We start from the raw sequence: 19,721 nt of genomic DNA, 5'->3' as shown, positions 1-19,721 counted from the left end.
ATGACCTTTCAGAATCCTCCTTTTTGAGGATGTTTATGGGAAGCCGAAGAAGCCTTTCTCTGGTTTTGGTTGATGTTCAGACCTTTCAACATTCCCTGTGAAAAAAATATCAGAAAGCGCTGACTGCATTTATAAATTATCGCCCTGATTTTTTCTTGAAATAACACCAAGCTCTGCAAAGGCAGCATTTTTCCCATCGCTGGTCTTAATGGCCTTCAACTTGATGAACTTCACCGACACAGGATTGAAGCTGACTTCTTGTTTGATCGGGTTGTTGGCGATATTGGAAAATTCCCCCTTACTGAGCGTTGTCCATTTTTTTCCATCGAGGCTCCCTTCAAAAAGGTATTCTTGAATGACCCCCGACATGTACCGATTTTGGGGAGGCAAGTAGGCAAATCCCTGGGTTTGGATCAATGCGCCCAAGTCGATCACCGCCTCATTCCCCGTGCTGGTCCAGAAAGTATTTGGGTCCTCGTCGATAAGGTTTTGCGCCTTTTCATCCATGTGGATAACTTTCCAGTTGGCTTTGGCAATGTCCAGATTTTCTTGCACCATCTCGCTGCTTTTCCCTGTTTTGGGGTCTATGGAGATCATTTTTAAAATGGTGGGTTCTTTGATTTGGAAACTTTTTTCAAAACGATGACTGCTTTTATCTGGTGCTGTCCCATCAAGTGTGTAAAAGATATCCACACCTTTCTCCGGGACAAGGAGGTTGATATTTCCGGATTTATCTCTGAGGAGATTGGGCTCAACCACCAATTTTGGTGCATTGAAAATGCCTATGGAAGAAATCGTTGGACTGGCCTTGGCGTCTTGGATCACCAAACGGATTTTACCCGTGGTAAAATCATCCAACCTCAAGATTCTTTTGAATCCAATCGTAGTACCTTTTGCAATTTCCTTCCAGCCGGTTTCCGTTTCGATTTCTAGGGAAAATGTCTTTACCCTTTGTCCCAAAGGAATATATTCCTGGACCACAAAGCGATTAAAAGTGATCGGTTTTTCGAAGGCCAAGGTGATTGTGTTTTCCAAAACCCCATCTTCGGCAGCCCAATAGGTATCTTTTTCTGAATTCAAAACCTGCTTGCCTTCAAATCCTTTTCCACGGGCATTGCTGGTCGATATTTCTGCATTTTGGGCCAAATCAATTGCAAAATCCTCTTTTATCTTTGTGGATAACTTCAGGATTTGTTCCACATCCCGCTCATGGATCAAGCCTCTTCTGTCGACGGGAAAATTGATCAGCAAGGAGCTGTTTTTTCCGATACTGTTGTAATAAATGTCCAGCAAAGCGGGTAGTGACTTCACTTTGTGGTCCTCATATTCATGGTAATACCAACCCGGCCGGATGGAGACATCTGATTCTGCAGGCACCCAGTGTGAGCCATTTTCCTGTCCGGAAGCGTATTTTTCGGAGTATTCAGGCATTCCCGCATAGACGGAATCCCGCATCAAGTTGGACCAGGTGGTTTCGTAGGCGATGCCTTCCTCATTTCCCACCCAGCGTACATCGGGTCCGGCATCCCCGAAGATCACCGCCTCTGGCTGGAGTTCCCGGACCAATCCAAAAGTGTTTTCCCAGTCATAATAGGACTTTTTATCCACCCTTCTTTCTTCATTGGCACCACCATAATATCCTGTCCCACCGTTTGCCCCGTCAAACCAGACCTCGAAAACATCGCCGTAGTGGGTCAACAATTCCGTCAGTTGATTTCTCATGTAGTCGATATATTCCGGCTTTCCATAGTCCGCATGATTGCGGTCCCATGGGGAATAATAAATCCCCATTTTCAATCCATATTCGGCACATGCATCCGCCAGTTCCCGGATCAAATCTCCCTTTCCTTCCCGCCAAGGTGAGTTTTTAACGGAATGATCCGTATAGGCCGAAGGCCAAAGACAGAATCCATCATGGTGTTTGGCCGTAATGATGATTCCCTTCATTCCCGCATCCTTGACCGTCTTGGCCCACTGTCGGGTATCCAAGGCAGTTGGGTTGAATTGGGAAGGACTTTCGTCTCCCATTCCCCATTCCATGTCCGAAAAAGTGTTCATGTTGAAATGGACAAATCCATAAAATTCCAGCTCCTGCCAAGCCAGTTGCCGGGCCGTGGGAATGGGTTCAACTGCTGCGGGAGCATCTGTTTTTTGGCTCTGACAGGCCACTAAAAGGAGTAGGATGAGTAAATTCTTTTTCATGCATGATGGGATTGCGAGACCATATTAGCGAAAATTCCCCTCTTGCAGAAATGATAAAGATGACAGGGCTGCGCTTGGATAAGATTTGGTCGGAAATGGTCAAAATAATACAGTCAAAAGCCTGATTCAAGTTGTTCATTGAGGAATATCCGAGCGTTTGAATTTCACTTATCCAGCCTCAACACAGTTTAAAACATACATCGCTGCTGTTCATAAAATCTATGAAAGCAAAAAGCTGTATTATCCTTATCTTTAGCTTCCATATTCCATCCAATAATGAAAAAATTGACCCTATTGTTAGCCCTTTTATTCCCCTTGTCACTTTTGGCACAAACTAAAATCCTGATTCAAGAAGCAGGGACAAATCAAGCCATTCCCGGCGTCTTGGTGAAGGCGCCCGGACTCAAGCCTCAAGTGTCGGATAGTTCGGGAGAAGTTCTCCTCGAGTTTTCAGCACCGCTGCTCTTCGTTTTTTCACATGTTTCCTTTGAAACCCAGTCCTTGGAAATTGCTCCTGGGACAAATGTTACCATCCAATTGAAAAGCGCTACCAATGCGCTATCTGAAGTGATCGTCATGGGTTTTGAGTCCGAAAGACCCTTGCTGAGGCAGGCAGGATCCGTCAGTCGGGTGCTCGAGAATGAACTCTATCGCTTCAACGAAACCTCCATCGTCAATGCGTTCAACACCAAAGCGGGCGTACGCGTGGAAGAAAGAGCTCCGGCGAGCTACAGGATTTCCATTCGCGGAAGTTCACTGCGCGCTCCTTTTGGGGTGAGAAACGTAAAGGTCTATTGGAATGAGGTTCCCTTTACCGCTCCGGACGGCACCACGCCATTGAATCTGCTTGATTTGTCCAACATCCAAAACACCGAAATCATCAAAGGCCCAGCCGGGAGCATCTATGGCGCGGGAAATGGAGGCGTGATCAGCCTGACAAGTCGCCAGGAAATCAATGAAAACCGGATTGCCGCGGATGTCGGAGTGGGTGATTTTGGATTGCTTCGGTACAGGTTTGGGCTGGACCAAAAAGTGAATGGTGGGGGATTGAGTGTTTCCTATGTAAAACAAAAATCCGATGGCTATCGGGAACACAGTGCTGTGGACCGGGAGGTTTTTCAATTGTCAGCTCTCCTCAAATCCTCCGACAAACAGAAGTTATCCACACAGATCCTCTACACGGACTTGGACTACCAAATACCAGGGGCGCTCAATGCCGCGCAATTGGCAGAAGATCCCACACAGGCGAGACCCGGATCCGTAGGCCAAAACAGTTCGATTTCACAGAAATCCCTCTATGGAACATTGTCACATTCCTATACCTTCGGTTCGGAATTGGAAAACGTGACCTCGCTATATATGAACACCACGGATTTCGAAAATCCGTTTATTTTGGATTACAAAAAAGAAACCGCCTTCGGCTATGGGGGAAGAACCAAGTTTGTCCACAACGGAATGTGGGGAAATTTCCCTGTGAGAATGGTTGCGGGTGGGGAATACCAATTTTCCAAAACCTTGGCCCAGAACTTTGGCAACCGTGCCGGTAAGGCAGACACCATCCGCTTCAGCGATGACCTCATCGCTTCCCAAGCGTTCTTGTTTCAGCAACTGGAATTCGAATGGTCACCAAAAGTCCTGATGACCCTTGGTTTCAGTGAGAATTTTTCCCGTTTCGAAATCGACAGGACAATAGATGCAGGCCGCAACAATCCAGCGACAAATGTCAGGAAATTTGACCCGATTATTGTTCCACGGATTGCCTTGTCCGTTCTTTTGAATGCCAATTCCGGGGTGCACGGGAGCATCAGTTCGGGTTTTTCTCCGCCGACCATCGACGAAGTCAGGACCAATGAAGGAAGCATCAACCTGGATTTGGAGGCAGAGCGCGGGGTGAATTATGAACTGGGATACCGTGCCCAATTCGGGAGATTCAATCTTGACTTGACCACATTTTACTTCAAACTTGACCAAACCATCACGACCTTTACCAATGCCCAAGGCGTGGTCTTGTTTCAAAATGCGGGAGCCACAAATCAGAAGGGGGTAGAAGCCAGTCTGGACTATGCCCTGATCCGGAACCAAGCTGGTTTTGTGCAGGAATTTAAAATCGCCCATGCCTTTACTGGACATTATTTTGAATTTGCCCAATTCACCAAAGGCAACGATGATTTCTCTGGTAACAAACTGACAGGAGTCGCTCCCAATACACTGGTGAACCAGTTGGATCTCAGAACAAAGCCTGGGTTTTACCTGAATTTCACCCACCAGTATGTGGATAAGATCCCCTTGAACGATGCCAATACCGTTTTCCAAGACACCTACAATCTGGTTGGAAGCAGGCTGGGATGGAGGAATACACTTGGAAGCAGGTGGGATTTGGAGTTGTATTCGGGTGTGGATAACTTACTCGACGAAAGCTATAGCCTTGGCAATGACCTGAATGCTTTCGGCGGAAGGTTTTTCCAACCGGCCCCGGGAAGAAATTGGTATGGTGGATTGAAAGTCGGATTTAGATATTGAAAATCTAATAGGAAAACAATCCGATTCACCAAGCAAGCCCCCTTGAAAATTCGGCTTGAAAGACCAAAAAGAGTCCAGTTGAAAAAGCTTATTATTAGAATCCCATGAAAAAAACGCTCCTCTTTCTTGCCGCAATTGTGCTGGCTACACCTGTTTTTGCCCAGGAAACAGAAAAACCAATCCCAGACCTGATTTCATTTGAGACCAGCCATCAAGGGACCTTTAACAAAGTCAACATCAGTTATAAAGCCATTTCTGGAGAAACATTTCTCAGAAACCATGAAGGAGAGCCAGTAGCGGCGTTATGGTCAACTGCTTACCTCAAAAATGAGCAGGGACAATCCAAGCGGCCCGTAACCTTTGTCTTTAACGGTGGCCCTGGATCTGCTTCCGTCTGGCTCCACATGGGTGTACTTGGGCCAAAAATAGTCCAAGTGGATTCTGATGCAAAGGAAGACGATGGAGCAGCCCCCTACCCACTTATCCACAATGACCTGGCACTGCTCGACCTGACGGATTTGGTGTTTATTGACCCAATAGGCACAGGATACAGCAAGGTCATCGGCAAAGGAAAGGAGGAAGATTTTTGGGGATTGACTGAGGATTCCAAGTCCATTGCACAGTTCATTCGGATGTGGATCACCCAACATCAAAGATGGCAATCTCCAAAATATATCATTGGGGAAAGTTTTGGCACCACCAGGGCTGCAGCTGTGACCGCGGATTTGGAAAAGGGTGGTCAGAGCATGGCGATGAATGGATTGATTTTGATTTCACAGGCCTTGGACTATCAGGGATCGACCTCTGAGCATGACATTATTCCTTCCTATTTCACTTATTTGCCCTCCATGGCCGCCACCGCTTGGTATCATGGCAAAGCGGGACAGGGCAAAACCCTGAAAGATTTCGCCGAGGAAGCCCGTCAGTTTGCTTACAACGAGTATATTTCAGCACTTTATAAGGGAAACCTTTTGCCAGATGGGGAAAAAAAGAAACTTGCAGAAAGGTTGGCTTATTTTACCGGTTTGAACACCAATTATATCCTTCGCTCGGACAACCGTATCCTGATGTCACGTTACCAGAAGGAACTGATGCGGGAGGAAGGGCTCACCTTGGGAAGGCTGGATGGCCGATATTTGGGAAGTGAAGGAGACTGGGCGGCAGCAAATCCCACCCTGGGAGATGTTGCCAGTTATGCCATAGACGCGGCCTACACTGCGGCCTTGCAGAGTTATTTTGCACAGGAGTTGAAGACAATTGTAGACCGCCCATACCTTACCTCCAACGGCAATATTGGTCAAAAATGGAATTGGAGACCCGTTTCCAAGGACAGTTATTGGGAGCCCGCTTTCGTGAATGTCGCCCGAGGATTGGGGGAATCCATGCGGAGGAACAAAGACCTGAAAATCCTGGTCGCCAACGGCTACTATGATTTGATCACTCCGTTTTTTGATGCGGAATACACCTTTGCCAGACATGACATTCCCATGGAACGGGTAAAGATGACCTATTATGAGGGAGGGCACATGATGTACAACCACCGACCGGATTTCGAGAAACTGATGGCGGATATCCGGGATTTTTTGTCCAATTAATAAAAGGCTGTTTCTTAAAGGAGACAGCCTTTTTTTTGGTTGGAATGGCAATGTTAGCAATGCTGATTCAGCCTTACCCTTTACATACCGAAACCAATCGGGTAAAGCCCTGACTTGAAAAAATGTGATTTATTCGGCATCCTAACAGGATTCTCTATATTTGTGGTTAAAACCAATACAATGGAAAAACCGACATTCAATATAGAAGAAGTAAATAAAATCATACGGGGACGTAGATCCATGTTCCTGGCACAATTCAAGGAAAATGATCCTGTGGATGACGCCATCATCGAGGAAATGCTGGAAAATGCCAATTGGGCCCCAACCCACAAACTGACCGAACCATGGAGTTTTACCGTGTTTTCGGGCAAAGGATTGGCAACATTGGGGGATTTGACCGCCAAGGTTTACAAGGAAAGGGCTGAAAAAAACGGAAACTTCGTGGAAGCCAATTTCAACAAGTTCAAGGAAAATCCATTGAAAGCTTCCCATATCATCGCCATCATGATGAAGCGGGACATGAGGGCAAACCTGCCGGTGATGGAGGAAATTGCCTCCGTGGCCATGGCGGTCCAAAACATGTACTTGACTGCTTCTGCTCATGGATTGGCTGCGTATTGGGGCACCGGCGGCCTTACTTTTTGGCCTGAGGCAAAGGAATATTTTGATCTCGGCGAAGAAGACATGTTGATGGGATTTTTCTACATCGCCAAACCGGCAACTGACAACTGGCCTGCTGGAAAAAGAAAACCGATAGCAGAAAAAGTGACTTGGGTGAAAGAATAAAACCCAGAAGCGATATACTCAAAAAGGCTGTGGACAATCCACAGCCTTTTTGCATTAAAAGAAACTGGTTTTTTATAATCCCCTGAATGCCGGAGGCGTAATGCCATTTGCCCTGATATAGGAAATCGCAGCGCCACGGTGGTGGGTAGCATGGTCATCGACCAATCCGACCATTTGTCTCCTGGTCACTCTTCCTGCAAACGAATCAATCTGCTCGTTCAATTGCGCTTCGGTCAATTTGCTGAAAGTGCTTTTTCCATAATCAAAACAAGCCGTAACAAATGCCTTCAGTTCTTCCTTGGTTTGCGGTTTTGCATCTGAAGCAAAACCGGGTTCTGCGCCTAGCAAAAATCCTTTGCTGATGCCAACGATGCTGGAAGAGATGTGGGTAACTTGCTCCTTGAAGCTCATCGCTTCAGCCTCAGGCCTGTAGTCAAGCAAATTATCCGGCATTTTGTCTACCACTTCCAGAGTAAACTCTTTTCCATTTTCCCATTTGGCCATAAATTCTTCCATCGTCGTCTGCGCCATTGAGGCGGCTCCTGTGAGCAAATAGGCAAATAGCCCAAATGCTAGCGTGAGAATATTTTTTTTGTTTTTCATAGTATGTTTTTTGATTCTTCCATAAATATCCTGTTTCCTATCCGCAAATCAAACCAATTCGATAACTTTGGAATTATGCGAAAAAGGAATTTAATCTGTTTGTTGGGGGCATTGGTGCTGATTTCCTGCGAAAGCGATTATCTCCCAAAGCCAAAAGGGTACAATAGGATCGACCTGCCTGCACACGCATTTACTGCGGTCGAGGAGGTACTCCCCTATCAATTTGAGGTTTCAAAATACGCAACCGTGGAACCTGATTCTTTCAATTTATCAGAAAAATCCTGGATCAACCTCAATTACAGGGAAATGGGAGCCAAGGTCCACCTCACTTATTTGCCTTTGGGCGGCAAGGACAAGGACCTGAAAATAGTCTTGAAGGACGCCATCAATTTGACGGCGAAGCACCAGATCAAGGCTTATGGGATTGAAGAATCCATCATGCTGACGCCAAAAGGATATACGGGAGTGATCGCCGAACTCAGCGGAGAAGTGCCCACCCAGTTTCAGTTTTTCGTCACCGATTCCACAAGCAATTTTTTGAGAGGTGCGCTTTATTTCAATACCGCCATGAAAAACGATTCCTTGGCACCTGTCATTGAATACATCAAGGTGGACATGGCCCATTTGATGAATACCCTTGAGTTTAAAAAACGTTGAAAAATCCTGCAGATTGAACGATTCAACCCGCAGGATTTCATTTTTTTATTTCATTTTCTTCCAACTCATGATGATAAACAATCCACCGGCGACCGTAATTGCAGTGGCAATCATCGCATAAGGGGTATTGTCATAAATCCAATATCCTACGGCAAACAACGCAGAATAGATCATGACCGACCCCACCAGCATCAAGCCTATTTCCATGGGAAGCTGACCTTGTTCTTGTTTTTCGGCAGGATATTTATCCAATAATTTTTTCCAGCCAAATGATGCCGGCCTGATTTTCCTGTAGAAAGAAAGCAGAACTTCTTCTTTTTCGGGCTTGGTCAGAAACGTGGCCAATACCCAGCCCACAGTCGTAATGCCGACCCCATAAAGCAGCTTCAAATATGCTTGGTTTTCGGGAATAAGGACCCATTCCACTCTTGGATTGATGACTTCAAAGAAAATGGCCACGGCAAAGGAAATGATCATCGCATAGATTTCTGTATAGGCATTGATCCTCCACCAAAACCATCTCAAGATAAAGATCAATCCCGTACCCGCACCGATTTGGAGCAAAATATTGAAGGCCTCCAAGGCATTCGAAAGGTACAGCGCCAGCATTGCGGCCATTGCCATCAGCAAAACGGTGGAGATTCTTCCCACAGCCACCAACTCCTTGTCTGTCGCTTCCGGCTTCAGGAATCGGAGATAGAAATCATTCACGACGTAAGAAGAACCCCAGTTGAGGTGCGTGGAAAGTGTGGACATCACCGCCGCGATCAAAGAAGCCAACACCAAACCGATCAAACCTTTGGGAAGGAAAGTCAGCATCGCAGAATAGGCCAAGTCATCTCCCAATTTGTCTGCAGGAATATTCGGGAATGCCGTCTGAATGTCACTGATCTGTGGAAATATAATCAAGGACGAAAGGGCAATGATGATCCATGGCCAAGGACGCATGGCATAATGGGCAATATTGAAAAACAAGGTGGCACCGATGGCGTTTTTCTCGTCTTTTGCAGACAGCATCCTTTGTGCGATATAACCTCCGCCGCCTGGCTCTGCACCCGGGTACCAAGTTGCCCACCATTGGATGGCCAAAGGCATGATCAAGAGTGGGATCACCGTGTTCCAATCATTGAAATCGGGAATCAAGGAGAGTTTGTCAGAGACATTGGGGTGGGTAAGCAGATTGTTCAAAGATCCGATTTGAGGCAAATCGAGGATGTAATAGGCTGCGCCAATGGAACCTGCCATGGCAATGAAAAACTGGAAAAAATCGGTCAGCAAAACACCTCTCAATCCTCCCAAAGAACTATAGACCACAGTGACCACAGAGGCCAAAAGCAAAGTTTCTACGGGACTCAAGCCGAGCATAATGCCACCTATTTTGATGGCAGCAAGGGAAACAGTGGCCATGATGACCACATTGAAGAAAACACCGAGGTAAAGAGCCCTGAAAGCCCGAAGAAAAGCAGCAGGCTTTCCTCCGTATCGCAATTCATAAAATTCCAAATCAGTCGTGGCTTCCGATCTTCTCCATAGCTTGGCATAGACGAATACCGTCAACATCCCCGTGAGCAAAAAAGCCCACCAGACCCAGTTGCCCGAGACGCCATCCTTTCTCACGATATCGGTCACCAAATTGGGTGTGTCGGCTGAAAAGGTCGTGGCCACCATGGATACGCCCAATAACCACCAAGGCATGTTTCTGCCGGAAAGAAAAAATTCCTTCGCCGAGGAACCCGCTTTTCTGGAGGTGTACACACCTATCAACATGGAAACCACAAAAAAGGCGAGTATAATGCCCCAGTCAAGTATTGATATATTCATTGGCTTTTTGTTTTTTCAGGATGAAAACTTGTGTTTGTTTATTGATTTTTTTTATTTTCTATTCTAAACTTCCTTAATAAATTTCACTAAGGTAAAAAATTATTTAGGAATTGCAAAAGTGGAATCTGAGGAATGAAAATAATTGATCTCGGTCAAGATATTGAATTTTATCAGTCTTTTGTTTTATGGGGATTGAATTAACTTTGCGCCAGCAAGAAAAAAAATCATTCTATGAGCAATTACCCTTGGTTAAAGACGATTGAACAAGCATATGGATTGTCTATCGCCCCTTCTCAAATCCAGAAATTCGGGGGAGGGCATATCCACGCGACATTTTTAGTCGATATTGAAGGGAGCCGCTACATTTTACAACAGTTCAACCAAAGCGTTTTTCAGTTTCCCGAAAGAATTTCACACAATCAGGCTTTGGTCCTTCGGGATTTGGATCGTTCCTCGCTTTCTTTTCAACTTCCTTTGCCAATCGTCAACCTGAGAGGCGAACTGTTTACCAAAACCGAAAACAGCTTGTTCAGGCTTTCTCCTTTTGTTTTTGGGGACTGTGTCAATCAGGTAAAAAGTGAAGAACAGGCTTTTTTGGCAGCTAAGGCCTTTGCTGAATTGATTATCGCAGGGAAGGATGTGGATCCAAACGCATTGCAGGAGGTAATTCCGGATTTCCACAACCTGGAATTCCGGTATCAGCAATTGGAAGAAGCCTTGTCCGAAACCAAATTGGAGATCAAGGGTGAACTCAAAGACTTGGTGGACTTTTATCTCGGACAGTATTCCTTGGTGGAAGAATATTTGGAATGGAAAAAAATATTGCCCAGAAGGCTGACCCATAACGACACCAAAATCAACAACCTGATTTTCTCTGAGGACGGCTCCAAGGTCAATGCCGTGATCGACTTGGACACCTTAATGGCCGGATATGTGTTTTTTGATTTTGGGGATTTGGTCCGAACGGTGGCATGTACCGAGGAAGAGTCCTCCACAGATTGGGAGAATATCAGCTTTGACCAAAAAAAATATAAGGGCCTGTACGCAGGTTTTGCGGAGGCTGGAAAGGATTTTTTCACAAGGGAGGAATTGGACTCCCTTCCGTTTGGAGGCTTGATGATGACCTATATTATGGGTTTGCGTTTCCTTGCGGATTATCTGCGGGGAAACATGTATTACACCACCCACTATCCTGACCAGAATCTCCACCGCGCCAAAAACCAGATGATCCTATTGAAAGCGATGTCCAATCTTAAACAATCCTAAAAAACTGCTTACGCCACTCCACCGTCAAATTCATCCAAACATCCAATACTCGGTTTCAGCCCTCTCGTCCTACCTTCTTCCAAATTCCGCCTTCGCTTCCTCCAAAAAGGCGATAAAACCCGGGATACTGCTGTCATAGGATTTGGGCCTTATCAGCAATTCGGCATTGTGGTCCAGCAGGACATAGTAGGGCTGGGCATTGTTGTTGAAACGGATGATTTGGAAATCGGCATTTTGCTTTCCGATTGTTTTTTTCACTTTGTCGTCATATTCAGAAGTGTACCATTCGGATTCCGGCAATTCATAACGCTCATCGATATACAAAGCGACCATCACAAAATCCTCTTTCAGGATTTTAAGCACCTGCGGATCTGACCAGACCCGGGCTTCCATTTCCCTACAGTTGACACAACCATGGCCCGTAAAATCGATGAAAAGTGGTTTTCCTTGCTTTTTGGCCGCAGCCAATGCTTGGTTATAATCAAAGTATCCTTGGATTCCATGGGGAAAATGAAGGAATTCTGAGTATTTAGGGATTTCATCCAGTGTGTTTTCCACCGCAACTCCACCTCTGTTTTCCAGAACATTGAAATCATGGCTGGACATCGGAGGAAGGTAGCCGCTCAAGGCTTTCAAAGGAGCACCCCACAATCCGGGGATCAAATACACCACAAATACAAAGGTGGCAATCGCCGCCATCAATCTTGGAACGCCGAGATATTCCATTGGAGAATCATGCGCAAGCCGGAGTTTGCCGAGCAAGTACACCCCCAACAAGGCAAAGATCACAATCCAAATCGCAAGGTAAATGTCCCTGTCCAAAAGTCCCCAATGATACACCTGATCCGCTATGGAGAGGAATTTGAAAGCCAAGGCCAGTTCCAAAAATCCCAAAACCACCTTGACGGAATTCAACCAGCCGCCTGATTTCGGCAAGGAATTCAACCAGCCCGGAAAAATCGCAAACAAAGTAAATGGAATGGCAAAAGCCAAAGAAAATGCAAACATCCCCAAAATCGGTTTGAGCAATGCCCCACCCGCCGAACTGATCAGAATGGAACCCACGATGGGTCCGGTGCAGGAAAAGGAAACCAAGACCAAGGTGAAGGCCATAAAGAAAATGCCCGTCATTCCTCCCTTGTCGGATTTTTCATCCATTTTGTTCACAAAACTGCTGGGTAAGGTCAATTCGAACATCCCCAAAAAGGCCATGGCGAAGAAAATAAACACCAGGAAGAAAAATACATTCGGCACCCAATGTGTCGAAAGCCAGTTCGCAAACTCAGGGCCTTGGATCGACGCCACCGCAGTGCCGGCAATGGTATAAATGGCAATAATGGAAAACCCATATATAAAGGCATTCCTGATTCCCGCAATCTTGGATTTTGCCCTTCCGGTGAAGAAAGTGACCGTCATCGGGATCATTGGGAAAACGCAGGGCGTCAGCAAAGCTGCCAATCCTGCCAAAAAGGCAATGAACATAAAACCGATCAGACCAGAAGTTTCGTCTTCATAGTCCAAAGAAATAAAGGATCTTTCAGTGGTGTCTGGGGCCGTAGTACTCGTTTCCGAAATCTCCGTTTCTTCAACCCCTTCCTCCGCTTCAATCCCAAGATTTACTGGTTCGGAATCTTGAGAAGCCACTTCCGGAGCAGTTGGGCTGGTCGCAGCGGCGGGTTTGGCCTGAGCCTGGATCGAAAAATCCTCTTCATAAAGAATGCACTGCCCCGTGATATCGGAGCACATTTGGTATTCAACTGTTCCTTTCAGGGAGATGTTTGGGTCGATAATCTTGATTTTCTGACGAAATTCGCCCGTGCCAGCGAAGTAGGTGACTTCGCCTTCCCATACCTCATCAAATTTCTTTTTGGGGTTGATGGGCTTTAACTTTTCTGCAGCAGAAATTCCTTTGGAACCTTCCAAGGAAAGGCTGGTGAGGATTGGCCCCACGTTTTCATCAAAATCATTGGAATAGATATACCAATTGGTCGGAATGGTGGCTTTCAGGATGATTTCCACCTCCTCACCGACTTGGAGCGCTTGCGTGGAAAGCTTGATGTCCCATTTGGGTGGCTTGATAAGCTGTCCAAAAGACTGGAAAGCAAGCAAAGTCAAAAAAGTGGAAACCAGGAATATTTTTATTGTTTTTGCCATTTCGGATGATGGTGTATGCTAAACTGATTGGTAAAGGTGAAATACCGGAGATTAGTTCCTAAAAATGGAGGGTTTAACCCGTATCATGCAGTACTGATTCTATTACAGCCTGAAATTGCTCCATAATCAGTCTTTGTTTACAATTTCGGACTTGACCTTATCGGCAATAGAGGTTATGGACCAAATAGTCTGGTTTACTTGCAGTTTCAACCCCAATAGGAAACCCAATGTGTTTTTGGGGTTAAAGAATCCCGTTTCGCCAGACCACTGAGAAAATGATCTGGCGAAACGGGAATAGCATTATTTGGAAGCTTCTTCCTTGAAATGTTTGAAAAACAAAGAGATCGTTTCGATGCCGATCAAATAGTTTTTCACGCCGTAATGCTCATTTGGAGAATGGATGGCGTCGGTATCCAAGCCGAATCCCATCAAAATCGGATCCAATCCCAGTTCTTTCTGGAACAAAGAAGTGATCGGAATGGAACCTCCTTCACGTGTAGGAATGGCTTTTTTTCCAAATGCCTCCATGACGGCACCTTGTGCCGCGCGGTATCCGGCAGAATCTGTCGGGATCACGGCCGGTTGACCTCCGTGGTGTGGCGTGACTTTCACTTTCACCGAAGCTGGCGCAATGGATTTGAAATGATCTTCAAACAGTTGCGCGATTTCCTTGTGCTCTTGGTTGGGGACCAATCGCATGGAAATCTTCGCATAGGCTTTGGAGGGAAGCACTGTTTTGGCACCTTCTCCAATATAACCGCCCCAGATTCCATTGACATCCAAGGTCGGACGAATGCCGGTGCGCTCGAGTGTGGTGTAGCCTTTTTCTCCATGGATATCATCGATGGCCAGAAGCTTTTTGTATTCTTCCAGATCGAAAGGAGCCTTGTTGAGTTCAGCTCTGTATTCGGAAGACAATTCCTCTACCTTATCATAAAAACCAGGAATGGTAATGTGGTTGTTTTCATCCTGCATTGACGCAATCATCTTGCAAAGGATGTTGATCGGATTTGCGACAGCTCCTCCGTAAGATCCACTGTGAAGATCTCTGTTTGGCCCAGTCACTTCGACTTGCATGTACGCCAATCCTCTCAAGCCGACAGTTATCGATGGGGTTTCCATAGAAATCATGCTGGTATCGGAAATCAACACCACATCGGATTTCAGTTTTTCCTTGTTTGCCTTTACAAAAATATCCAGGTTTTCCGAGCCAACTTCCTCCTCGCCCTCGATCATAAACTTGATATTACAGGCCAAAGTACCGGTGGACATCATCGCTTCAAAAGCCTTCACGTGCATGAAAAACTGGCCTTTGTCATCGGCAGATCCACGGGCAAAAATCGCGCCTTCCGGGTGCATTTCGGTTTTTTTGATGACGGGTTCGAATGGCGGGGAATCCCACAAATCATAAGGATCCGCTGGCTGCACATCATAATGGCCATAAACCAACACGGTTGGAAGACTTGGGTCAATGATTTTTTCGCCATAAACAATCGGATAACCTGCAGTTGGGCAGACTTCCACCTTGTCGGCTCCTGCGCTGATCAGGCTGTCTTTCACAAATTCGGCAGCGGACAATACATCCCCTTTGAATTTGGGATCGGCACTGACCGAAGGAATGCGCAACAAGTCAAAAAGTTCGTTTAGAAATTTCTCCTGATGGTCTTGAATATACTGTTTTACTGACATATATGGGTTTGTTCTGTTGTCGAATGAAGGCCTCAAAATTACGTTTTAAAAAAGGAATTGCCTATTTTAACCAAAATTTTTCTATATGAAAGCGATACTATGCACCCGGTTTGGCTTGCCCGATCAACTGATTTACACGGAGACAAAAAACCCTGTTCCCAAAGAAGATGAGGTTCTCATTGCGGTAAAAGCCTGCAGCGTGAATTTTCCCGACATCCTGATCATTCAGAACAAATACCAGTTCAAGCCGGAATTGCCATTTTCACCCGGTGGGGAAGTCTCCGGCCTGGTGGAAGCCGTCGGGACAAAAGTCAAAAACCTGAAAAAGGGCCAAAGGGTCCTGGCGCTTTGTGGCTGGGGTGGATTTGCCGAAAAAGTAGTGGTCAAAGCAGACAGGATCTTCCCGATTCCTCCCGATCTGGATTATTTGACAGCCGCTTCGACGCTTTACACCTTTGGCACCGCCTACCATGCGCTGAAAGACAGGGCAATTCTCCAAGCGGGTGAAACCCTCTTGGTGCTTGGCGCCTCCGGCGGAGTGGGTTTGGCAGCGGTCGAGCTCGGGAAAGCGATGGGTGCAAAAGTCATCGCAGCAGCCTCCTCAGCCGAAAAACTGGCCATTTGCCAAGCAAAGGGAGCTGATGAGCGGATCAACTATGAGCAGGAAAATCTCAAAGAGAGGATAAAAGAAATCACGGAGGGAAAAGGAGTGGATGTGGTGCTGGATGTGGTCGGGGGAAAGTATGCCGAACCAGCATTACGGGGAATGGCCTGGAAAGGAAGGTATTTGGTAGTGGGCTTTGCTGCCGGGGACATTCCGCAGCTGCCCTTCAATCTGGTGCTCTTGAAAGGCTGTGCGGTAATGGGCGTATTTTGGGGAAGATTTTCCCAGGAAGAACCTAAAAAAAACCAGCAAAATATCATGGAGTTGCTGTCCATGATCCAGTCGGGCAAAATCAGCCAGCACATCCACAAAGTCTATGATTTGGAATCCGCACCGAATGCCCTTCAGGAACTTTTGGATAGAAAAGTGATGGGAAAAGCCATCGTCAAGGTTGGCGATTGGGAAGAAGAAAAGAAAGCCATTCAAAAATCGCTATCCCAGAATACAAAACCCATTGGATCCAATGCATCAATACCTATTTCCTTCAAAACTTTGGGAGATTTGAAAAAGCATGTTGGACAAGAATTGGGGATCAGCAGTTGGACAACGGTTTCCCAAGAGGTCATCCAAAAATTTGCTGAAACCACGGATGACTTTCAATGGATCCATGTGGACACCGAAAAAGCCAAAGCCCTCTTGCCCGGAGGAAAAAACATTGCCCACGGGTACCTCACGCTTTCTTTGGTCCCCAAGTTGTTGGTTGATTTGCTTCCATTGGAGGGAATCGAAATGGCCCTCAATTATGGCGTAAACAAAGTGCGCTTCCCAGCACCGGTTTATTCAGGAGACCAGGTTAGGCTAAAGGCAAGATTGATCAATGTGGAGGAAACCAATGATGGCGGATTCAAACTATTTATCTATGCCGAAATGGAGTCCAGGGGTTCGGAGAAGCCAGTTTGTGTGGCAGAGTTGATTACCTTGATAAGGTAAAATGAAGCCGATCTGGTTTTTATTTCCGTAGGAAATCCAGATTCCCAGGGATTAGTTTTTTTAAAAAGAAGAATAAATTGAAACCCGAAGAAAACCGGGTTAAACGAAATGTTATTGACAAATAATTGAGAAGCGATGCTGCCACTGCCCGTAATTTACCCAATCCCCATATTTTCTTGACTTCAAAAAAATAGCGGTTTTTTATTCCCTCCATTTTTTATAATTTGAATCCCTATTTCCATCATCTAAAACCTATTTAACCCTAAGACCCCCAATGAGTAACCTCAATATTAAAGCAGTCGCTGAAAACACCTATGACGCCATCGTGGTGGGCTCCGGGATCAGCGGTGGATTTGCGGCAAAGGAACTTTGTCAAAAAGGCCTGAAAACCCTTGTCCTGGAAAGGGGCCGATTGGTCACCCATGTGGAGGATTATCCCACCATGAACAAGGATCCTTGGGATTTTGAAAACAACAATCGGCTCACCTACAGTGAGCGCGAAGATTATTATATCCAGGCAAGAAGCGGTTTTGTCAGCGAAGAAAACAAACATTTTTACCACAATGACAAAGCCGATCCCTATGAGGAAAAGCAGCGTTTTGATTGGATACGGGCAGACGTAGTCGGTGGTCGGTCCTTGCTTTGGGGCAGACAGTGTTACCGCTGGTCTGATTTGGATTTTGAGGCCAATGCCAAGGAAGGGATTGCTGTGGATTGGCCGATTCGGTACAAGGATTTGGAGCCATGGTACGGCTATGTTGAAAATTACATAGGGGTTTCGGGAGAAAAAATGGGTCTTGCCCATGTTCCGGATGGAAATTTTTTACCCCCGATGGAACTCAACTGCCTGGAAAAGCACATCAAAAAAGAAATTGAAAGCAAATTTGATTACCGGAACATGACCATCGGGCGGGTAGCCAACCTGACCGTACCCCATAACGGCCGCGGCGCTTGCCAATCCAGAAACCGTTGCTCAAGAGGTTGTCCTTACGGCGCCTATTACAGCAGCAATGGCGTTGCTTTGCCGGATGCGGCCAAAACTGGAAACATGACCCTGCGTCCAAACTCCATGGTGCACTCGGTCATCTATGATGCGCAATCCGGAAAAGCCACCGGCGTCCGGATCATCGATCGGGAATCAAAGGAGATGATCGAGTATTATGCAAGAATAATCTTTTTGAACGCATCAGCCCCCGGAACGGCTGCCATCATGCTCAACTCCACCTCCGATCGCTTTCCAAATGGGCTGGGCAATGACAGCGGGGAATTGGGACACAACATCATGGACCATCACTACAGATTGGGTGCTTCGGGTACTTTTGATGGTTTTGAAGACCAGTATTACAAAGGCAGACGCCCAAATGGGATCTACATTCCGAGGTTCAGGAACATCAACGAACAGACCAAGACAAGTGAATTTCTCCGTGGCTATGGTTACCAAGGCAGCGCAAGCCGTGGAGGCTGGGGCCGAGGTGCCAATGAGAAGGATTTTGGAGGGGAATTCAAAGACGGATTGATGCAGGCCGGTCCTTGGGGATTTGGCATGACCGGATTCGGGGAAGTATTGCCCTACCATGACAACCTCATGTATCTCGACCAAAACCAAAAGGATCAGTGGGGACTTCCAAAATTGGTGTTTGATGCGGGATACAAAGAAAACGAAATGAAAATGCGGGAATTCATCAAATCCGATGCCGCCGAAATGCTGGAAGCCGCAGGCTTGAAAAACGTCCACACCTACGACAACAGTGGCGCTTTGGGAGTTGGTGTGCACGAAATGGGAATGGCCAGAATGGGTCGGGATCCAAAAACCTCTGTCTTGAACGGCTTCAACCAGGTCCATTCAGTACCAAACGTGTTTGTGACCGATGGAGCTTGTATGACTTCTTCCGGAACCCAAAACCCTTCCATTACCTACATGGCGATGACTGCAAGGGCTGTCGATTATGTAACCAAGGAAATCAACCGCAACAACCTTTAATTCCATGACCATGAACAGAAGAGAAGCCCTCAAAGGCACCGCGATGATATTGGGCTATGCATTTACCGGTTCTACGGTGGCTGCCCTCATGCAATCCTGCGACTCAGGAGCAAAATTGACATGGATCCCACAGGTGCTTTCCGAAACACAAGCCAAAACCCTCTCCGCGATCGTGGACAGAATCCTCCCGAAGACCGCAACACCGGGCGCTTTGGAGGTCGGCGTAGACCAGTTTATCGATAAAATCCTGCAAAAAGTCTTCCCAGAAGACATCCAAAAGGGATTTTCCGGAGGATTGGATAGTTTTAATGCCGCTGCAAATACTGCTTTCGGAAAAGATTTCACCAATGGCAGTGCCGAACAGCAAGACCAACTTATCCGTGATTTCGAGGAAAAATCCGGACCGCTTCCCGGTTCGATGTGGGGATTTTCCTTTGGGGAACCCACAGAATTTCCTTTCTACAGGATGATGAAAGAATTGGCCTTGATGGGCTATTTTCAATCCGAAAAAGTGGGCAAGGAAATACTCGCCTACAATCCCATTCCCGGACCTTACGAGGGATGCATCCCCTACAGCGATGTCGGGAAAATCTGGACCGAATAGCAAACAAAAAACCTTCGAAGTCTTCCGGACGGAGAAGGTTTTTTGTTTTATGGATTTTTGTAAAGAAAACCTGGGTTTTAAGGAAATGGAATCCGCTAGAAAAAAAGGCCAAGAATCAGTTGATTTCCAAATTCCATGGGCTTGAAAAACCTGCCCACAAAAGCATTCTCCCTCTTTTCATGCCTACTTGTCAAAACAGGAAGCATTTTAGACCAACCGACATGCCTGAACCCAATGGTTCCGCATCTG

The 19,721-nt window shown here is 46.3% G+C and carries 13 protein-coding genes; 8 read left to right on the top strand and 5 right to left on the bottom strand.

Features of this window, described 5'->3' with window-relative positions:
* Positions 1–129: 129 nt before the first annotated feature.
* Positions 130–2,202, bottom strand: a complete 2,073-nt coding sequence (locus tag F824_RS0101635) for an alpha-L-fucosidase (protein ID WP_019596101.1) — start codon at positions 2,200–2,202, stop codon at positions 130–132.
* Positions 2,203–2,478: 276 nt separating this feature from the next.
* On the opposite strand from F824_RS0101635, the gene F824_RS0101625 reads away from it, so the two are divergent.
* The 3 genes from F824_RS0101625 to F824_RS0101615 all read left to right on the top strand — a co-directional run bounded on the left by F824_RS0101625 (position 2,479) and on the right by F824_RS0101615 (position 7,103).
* On the top strand, positions 2,479–4,722 hold the full coding sequence (locus F824_RS0101625) for a TonB-dependent receptor domain-containing protein (protein WP_019596099.1): 2,244 nt from the start codon (positions 2,479–2,481) through the stop codon (positions 4,720–4,722).
* A 104-nt stretch (positions 4,723–4,826) separates the two neighbouring features.
* Positions 4,827–6,317, top strand: a complete 1,491-nt coding sequence (locus F824_RS0101620; protein WP_019596098.1) for a S10 family peptidase — start codon at positions 4,827–4,829, stop codon at positions 6,315–6,317.
* A 180-nt stretch (positions 6,318–6,497) separates the two neighbouring features.
* Entirely contained in the window at positions 6,498–7,103 is a 606-nt protein-coding gene (locus tag F824_RS0101615) for a nitroreductase family protein (RefSeq protein ID WP_019596097.1), read from the top strand.
* Between the two features lie 72 nt (positions 7,104–7,175).
* On the opposite strand, the gene F824_RS0101610 is transcribed toward F824_RS0101615, so the two are convergent.
* Positions 7,176–7,706: a DinB family protein gene (locus F824_RS0101610; protein WP_019596096.1), complete on the bottom strand. Its 531-nt coding sequence runs from the start codon at positions 7,704–7,706 to the stop codon at positions 7,176–7,178.
* Positions 7,707–7,781: 75 nt separating this feature from the next.
* Here F824_RS0101610 and gldD point away from each other — a divergent pair, with 75 nt between their 5' ends.
* Positions 7,782–8,363: a gliding motility lipoprotein GldD gene (gene gldD / locus F824_RS0101605; RefSeq protein WP_026333435.1), complete on the top strand. Its 582-nt coding sequence runs from the start codon at positions 7,782–7,784 to the stop codon at positions 8,361–8,363.
* 45 nt (positions 8,364–8,408) lie between these two features.
* Here the strand turns inward: gldD and F824_RS0101600 are convergent, their stop codons facing one another.
* Positions 8,409–10,184 (bottom strand): sodium:solute symporter family protein, encoded by a 1,776-nt coding sequence (locus F824_RS0101600; protein WP_026333434.1) that lies wholly within the window; start codon positions 10,182–10,184, stop codon positions 8,409–8,411.
* Positions 10,185–10,415: 231 nt separating this feature from the next.
* Here F824_RS0101600 and F824_RS0101595 point away from each other — a divergent pair, with 231 nt between their 5' ends.
* Positions 10,416–11,450, top strand: a complete 1,035-nt coding sequence (locus F824_RS0101595; protein ID WP_019596092.1) for a phosphotransferase enzyme family protein — start codon at positions 10,416–10,418, stop codon at positions 11,448–11,450.
* Positions 11,451–11,519: 69 nt separating this feature from the next.
* Here the strand turns inward: F824_RS0101595 and F824_RS0101590 are convergent, their stop codons facing one another.
* Complete coding sequence (locus tag F824_RS0101590; protein ID WP_019596091.1) at positions 11,520–13,604, bottom strand: protein-disulfide reductase DsbD family protein; 2,085 nt, start codon at positions 13,602–13,604, stop codon at positions 11,520–11,522.
* A 300-nt stretch (positions 13,605–13,904) separates the two neighbouring features.
* Entirely contained in the window at positions 13,905–15,293 is a 1,389-nt protein-coding gene (locus tag F824_RS0101585; protein WP_019596090.1) for a dipeptidase, read from the bottom strand.
* Between the two features lie 85 nt (positions 15,294–15,378).
* Here F824_RS0101585 and F824_RS0101580 point away from each other — a divergent pair, with 85 nt between their 5' ends.
* The 3 genes from F824_RS0101580 to F824_RS0101570 all read left to right on the top strand — a co-directional run bounded on the left by F824_RS0101580 (position 15,379) and on the right by F824_RS0101570 (position 19,472).
* Positions 15,379–16,887, top strand: coding sequence for a zinc-binding dehydrogenase (locus F824_RS0101580; protein WP_019596089.1), 1,509 nt, complete (start codon positions 15,379–15,381; stop codon positions 16,885–16,887).
* A gap of 274 nt (positions 16,888–17,161) precedes the next feature.
* Positions 17,162–18,868 carry a GMC oxidoreductase gene (locus F824_RS0101575; RefSeq protein WP_019596088.1) on the top strand — a complete coding sequence of 569 codons (1,707 nt, stop codon included), beginning with the start codon at positions 17,162–17,164 and terminating at the stop codon, positions 18,866–18,868.
* A 10-nt stretch (positions 18,869–18,878) separates the two neighbouring features.
* A complete protein-coding gene (locus F824_RS0101570) occupies positions 18,879–19,472 on the top strand; it encodes a gluconate 2-dehydrogenase subunit 3 family protein (protein WP_026333433.1) in 594 nt (197 codons plus the stop codon).
* The last annotated feature ends 249 nt before the right edge of the window (positions 19,473–19,721 follow it).

The organism is Rhodonellum psychrophilum GCM71 = DSM 17998, from assembly GCF_000381545.1.
Classification (GTDB): Bacteria; Bacteroidota; Bacteroidia; order Cytophagales; family Cyclobacteriaceae; genus Rhodonellum; species Rhodonellum psychrophilum.
Note: the sequence above shows the minus strand (reverse complement) of the source record. Positions and strands in the feature narration are given on the sequence as shown.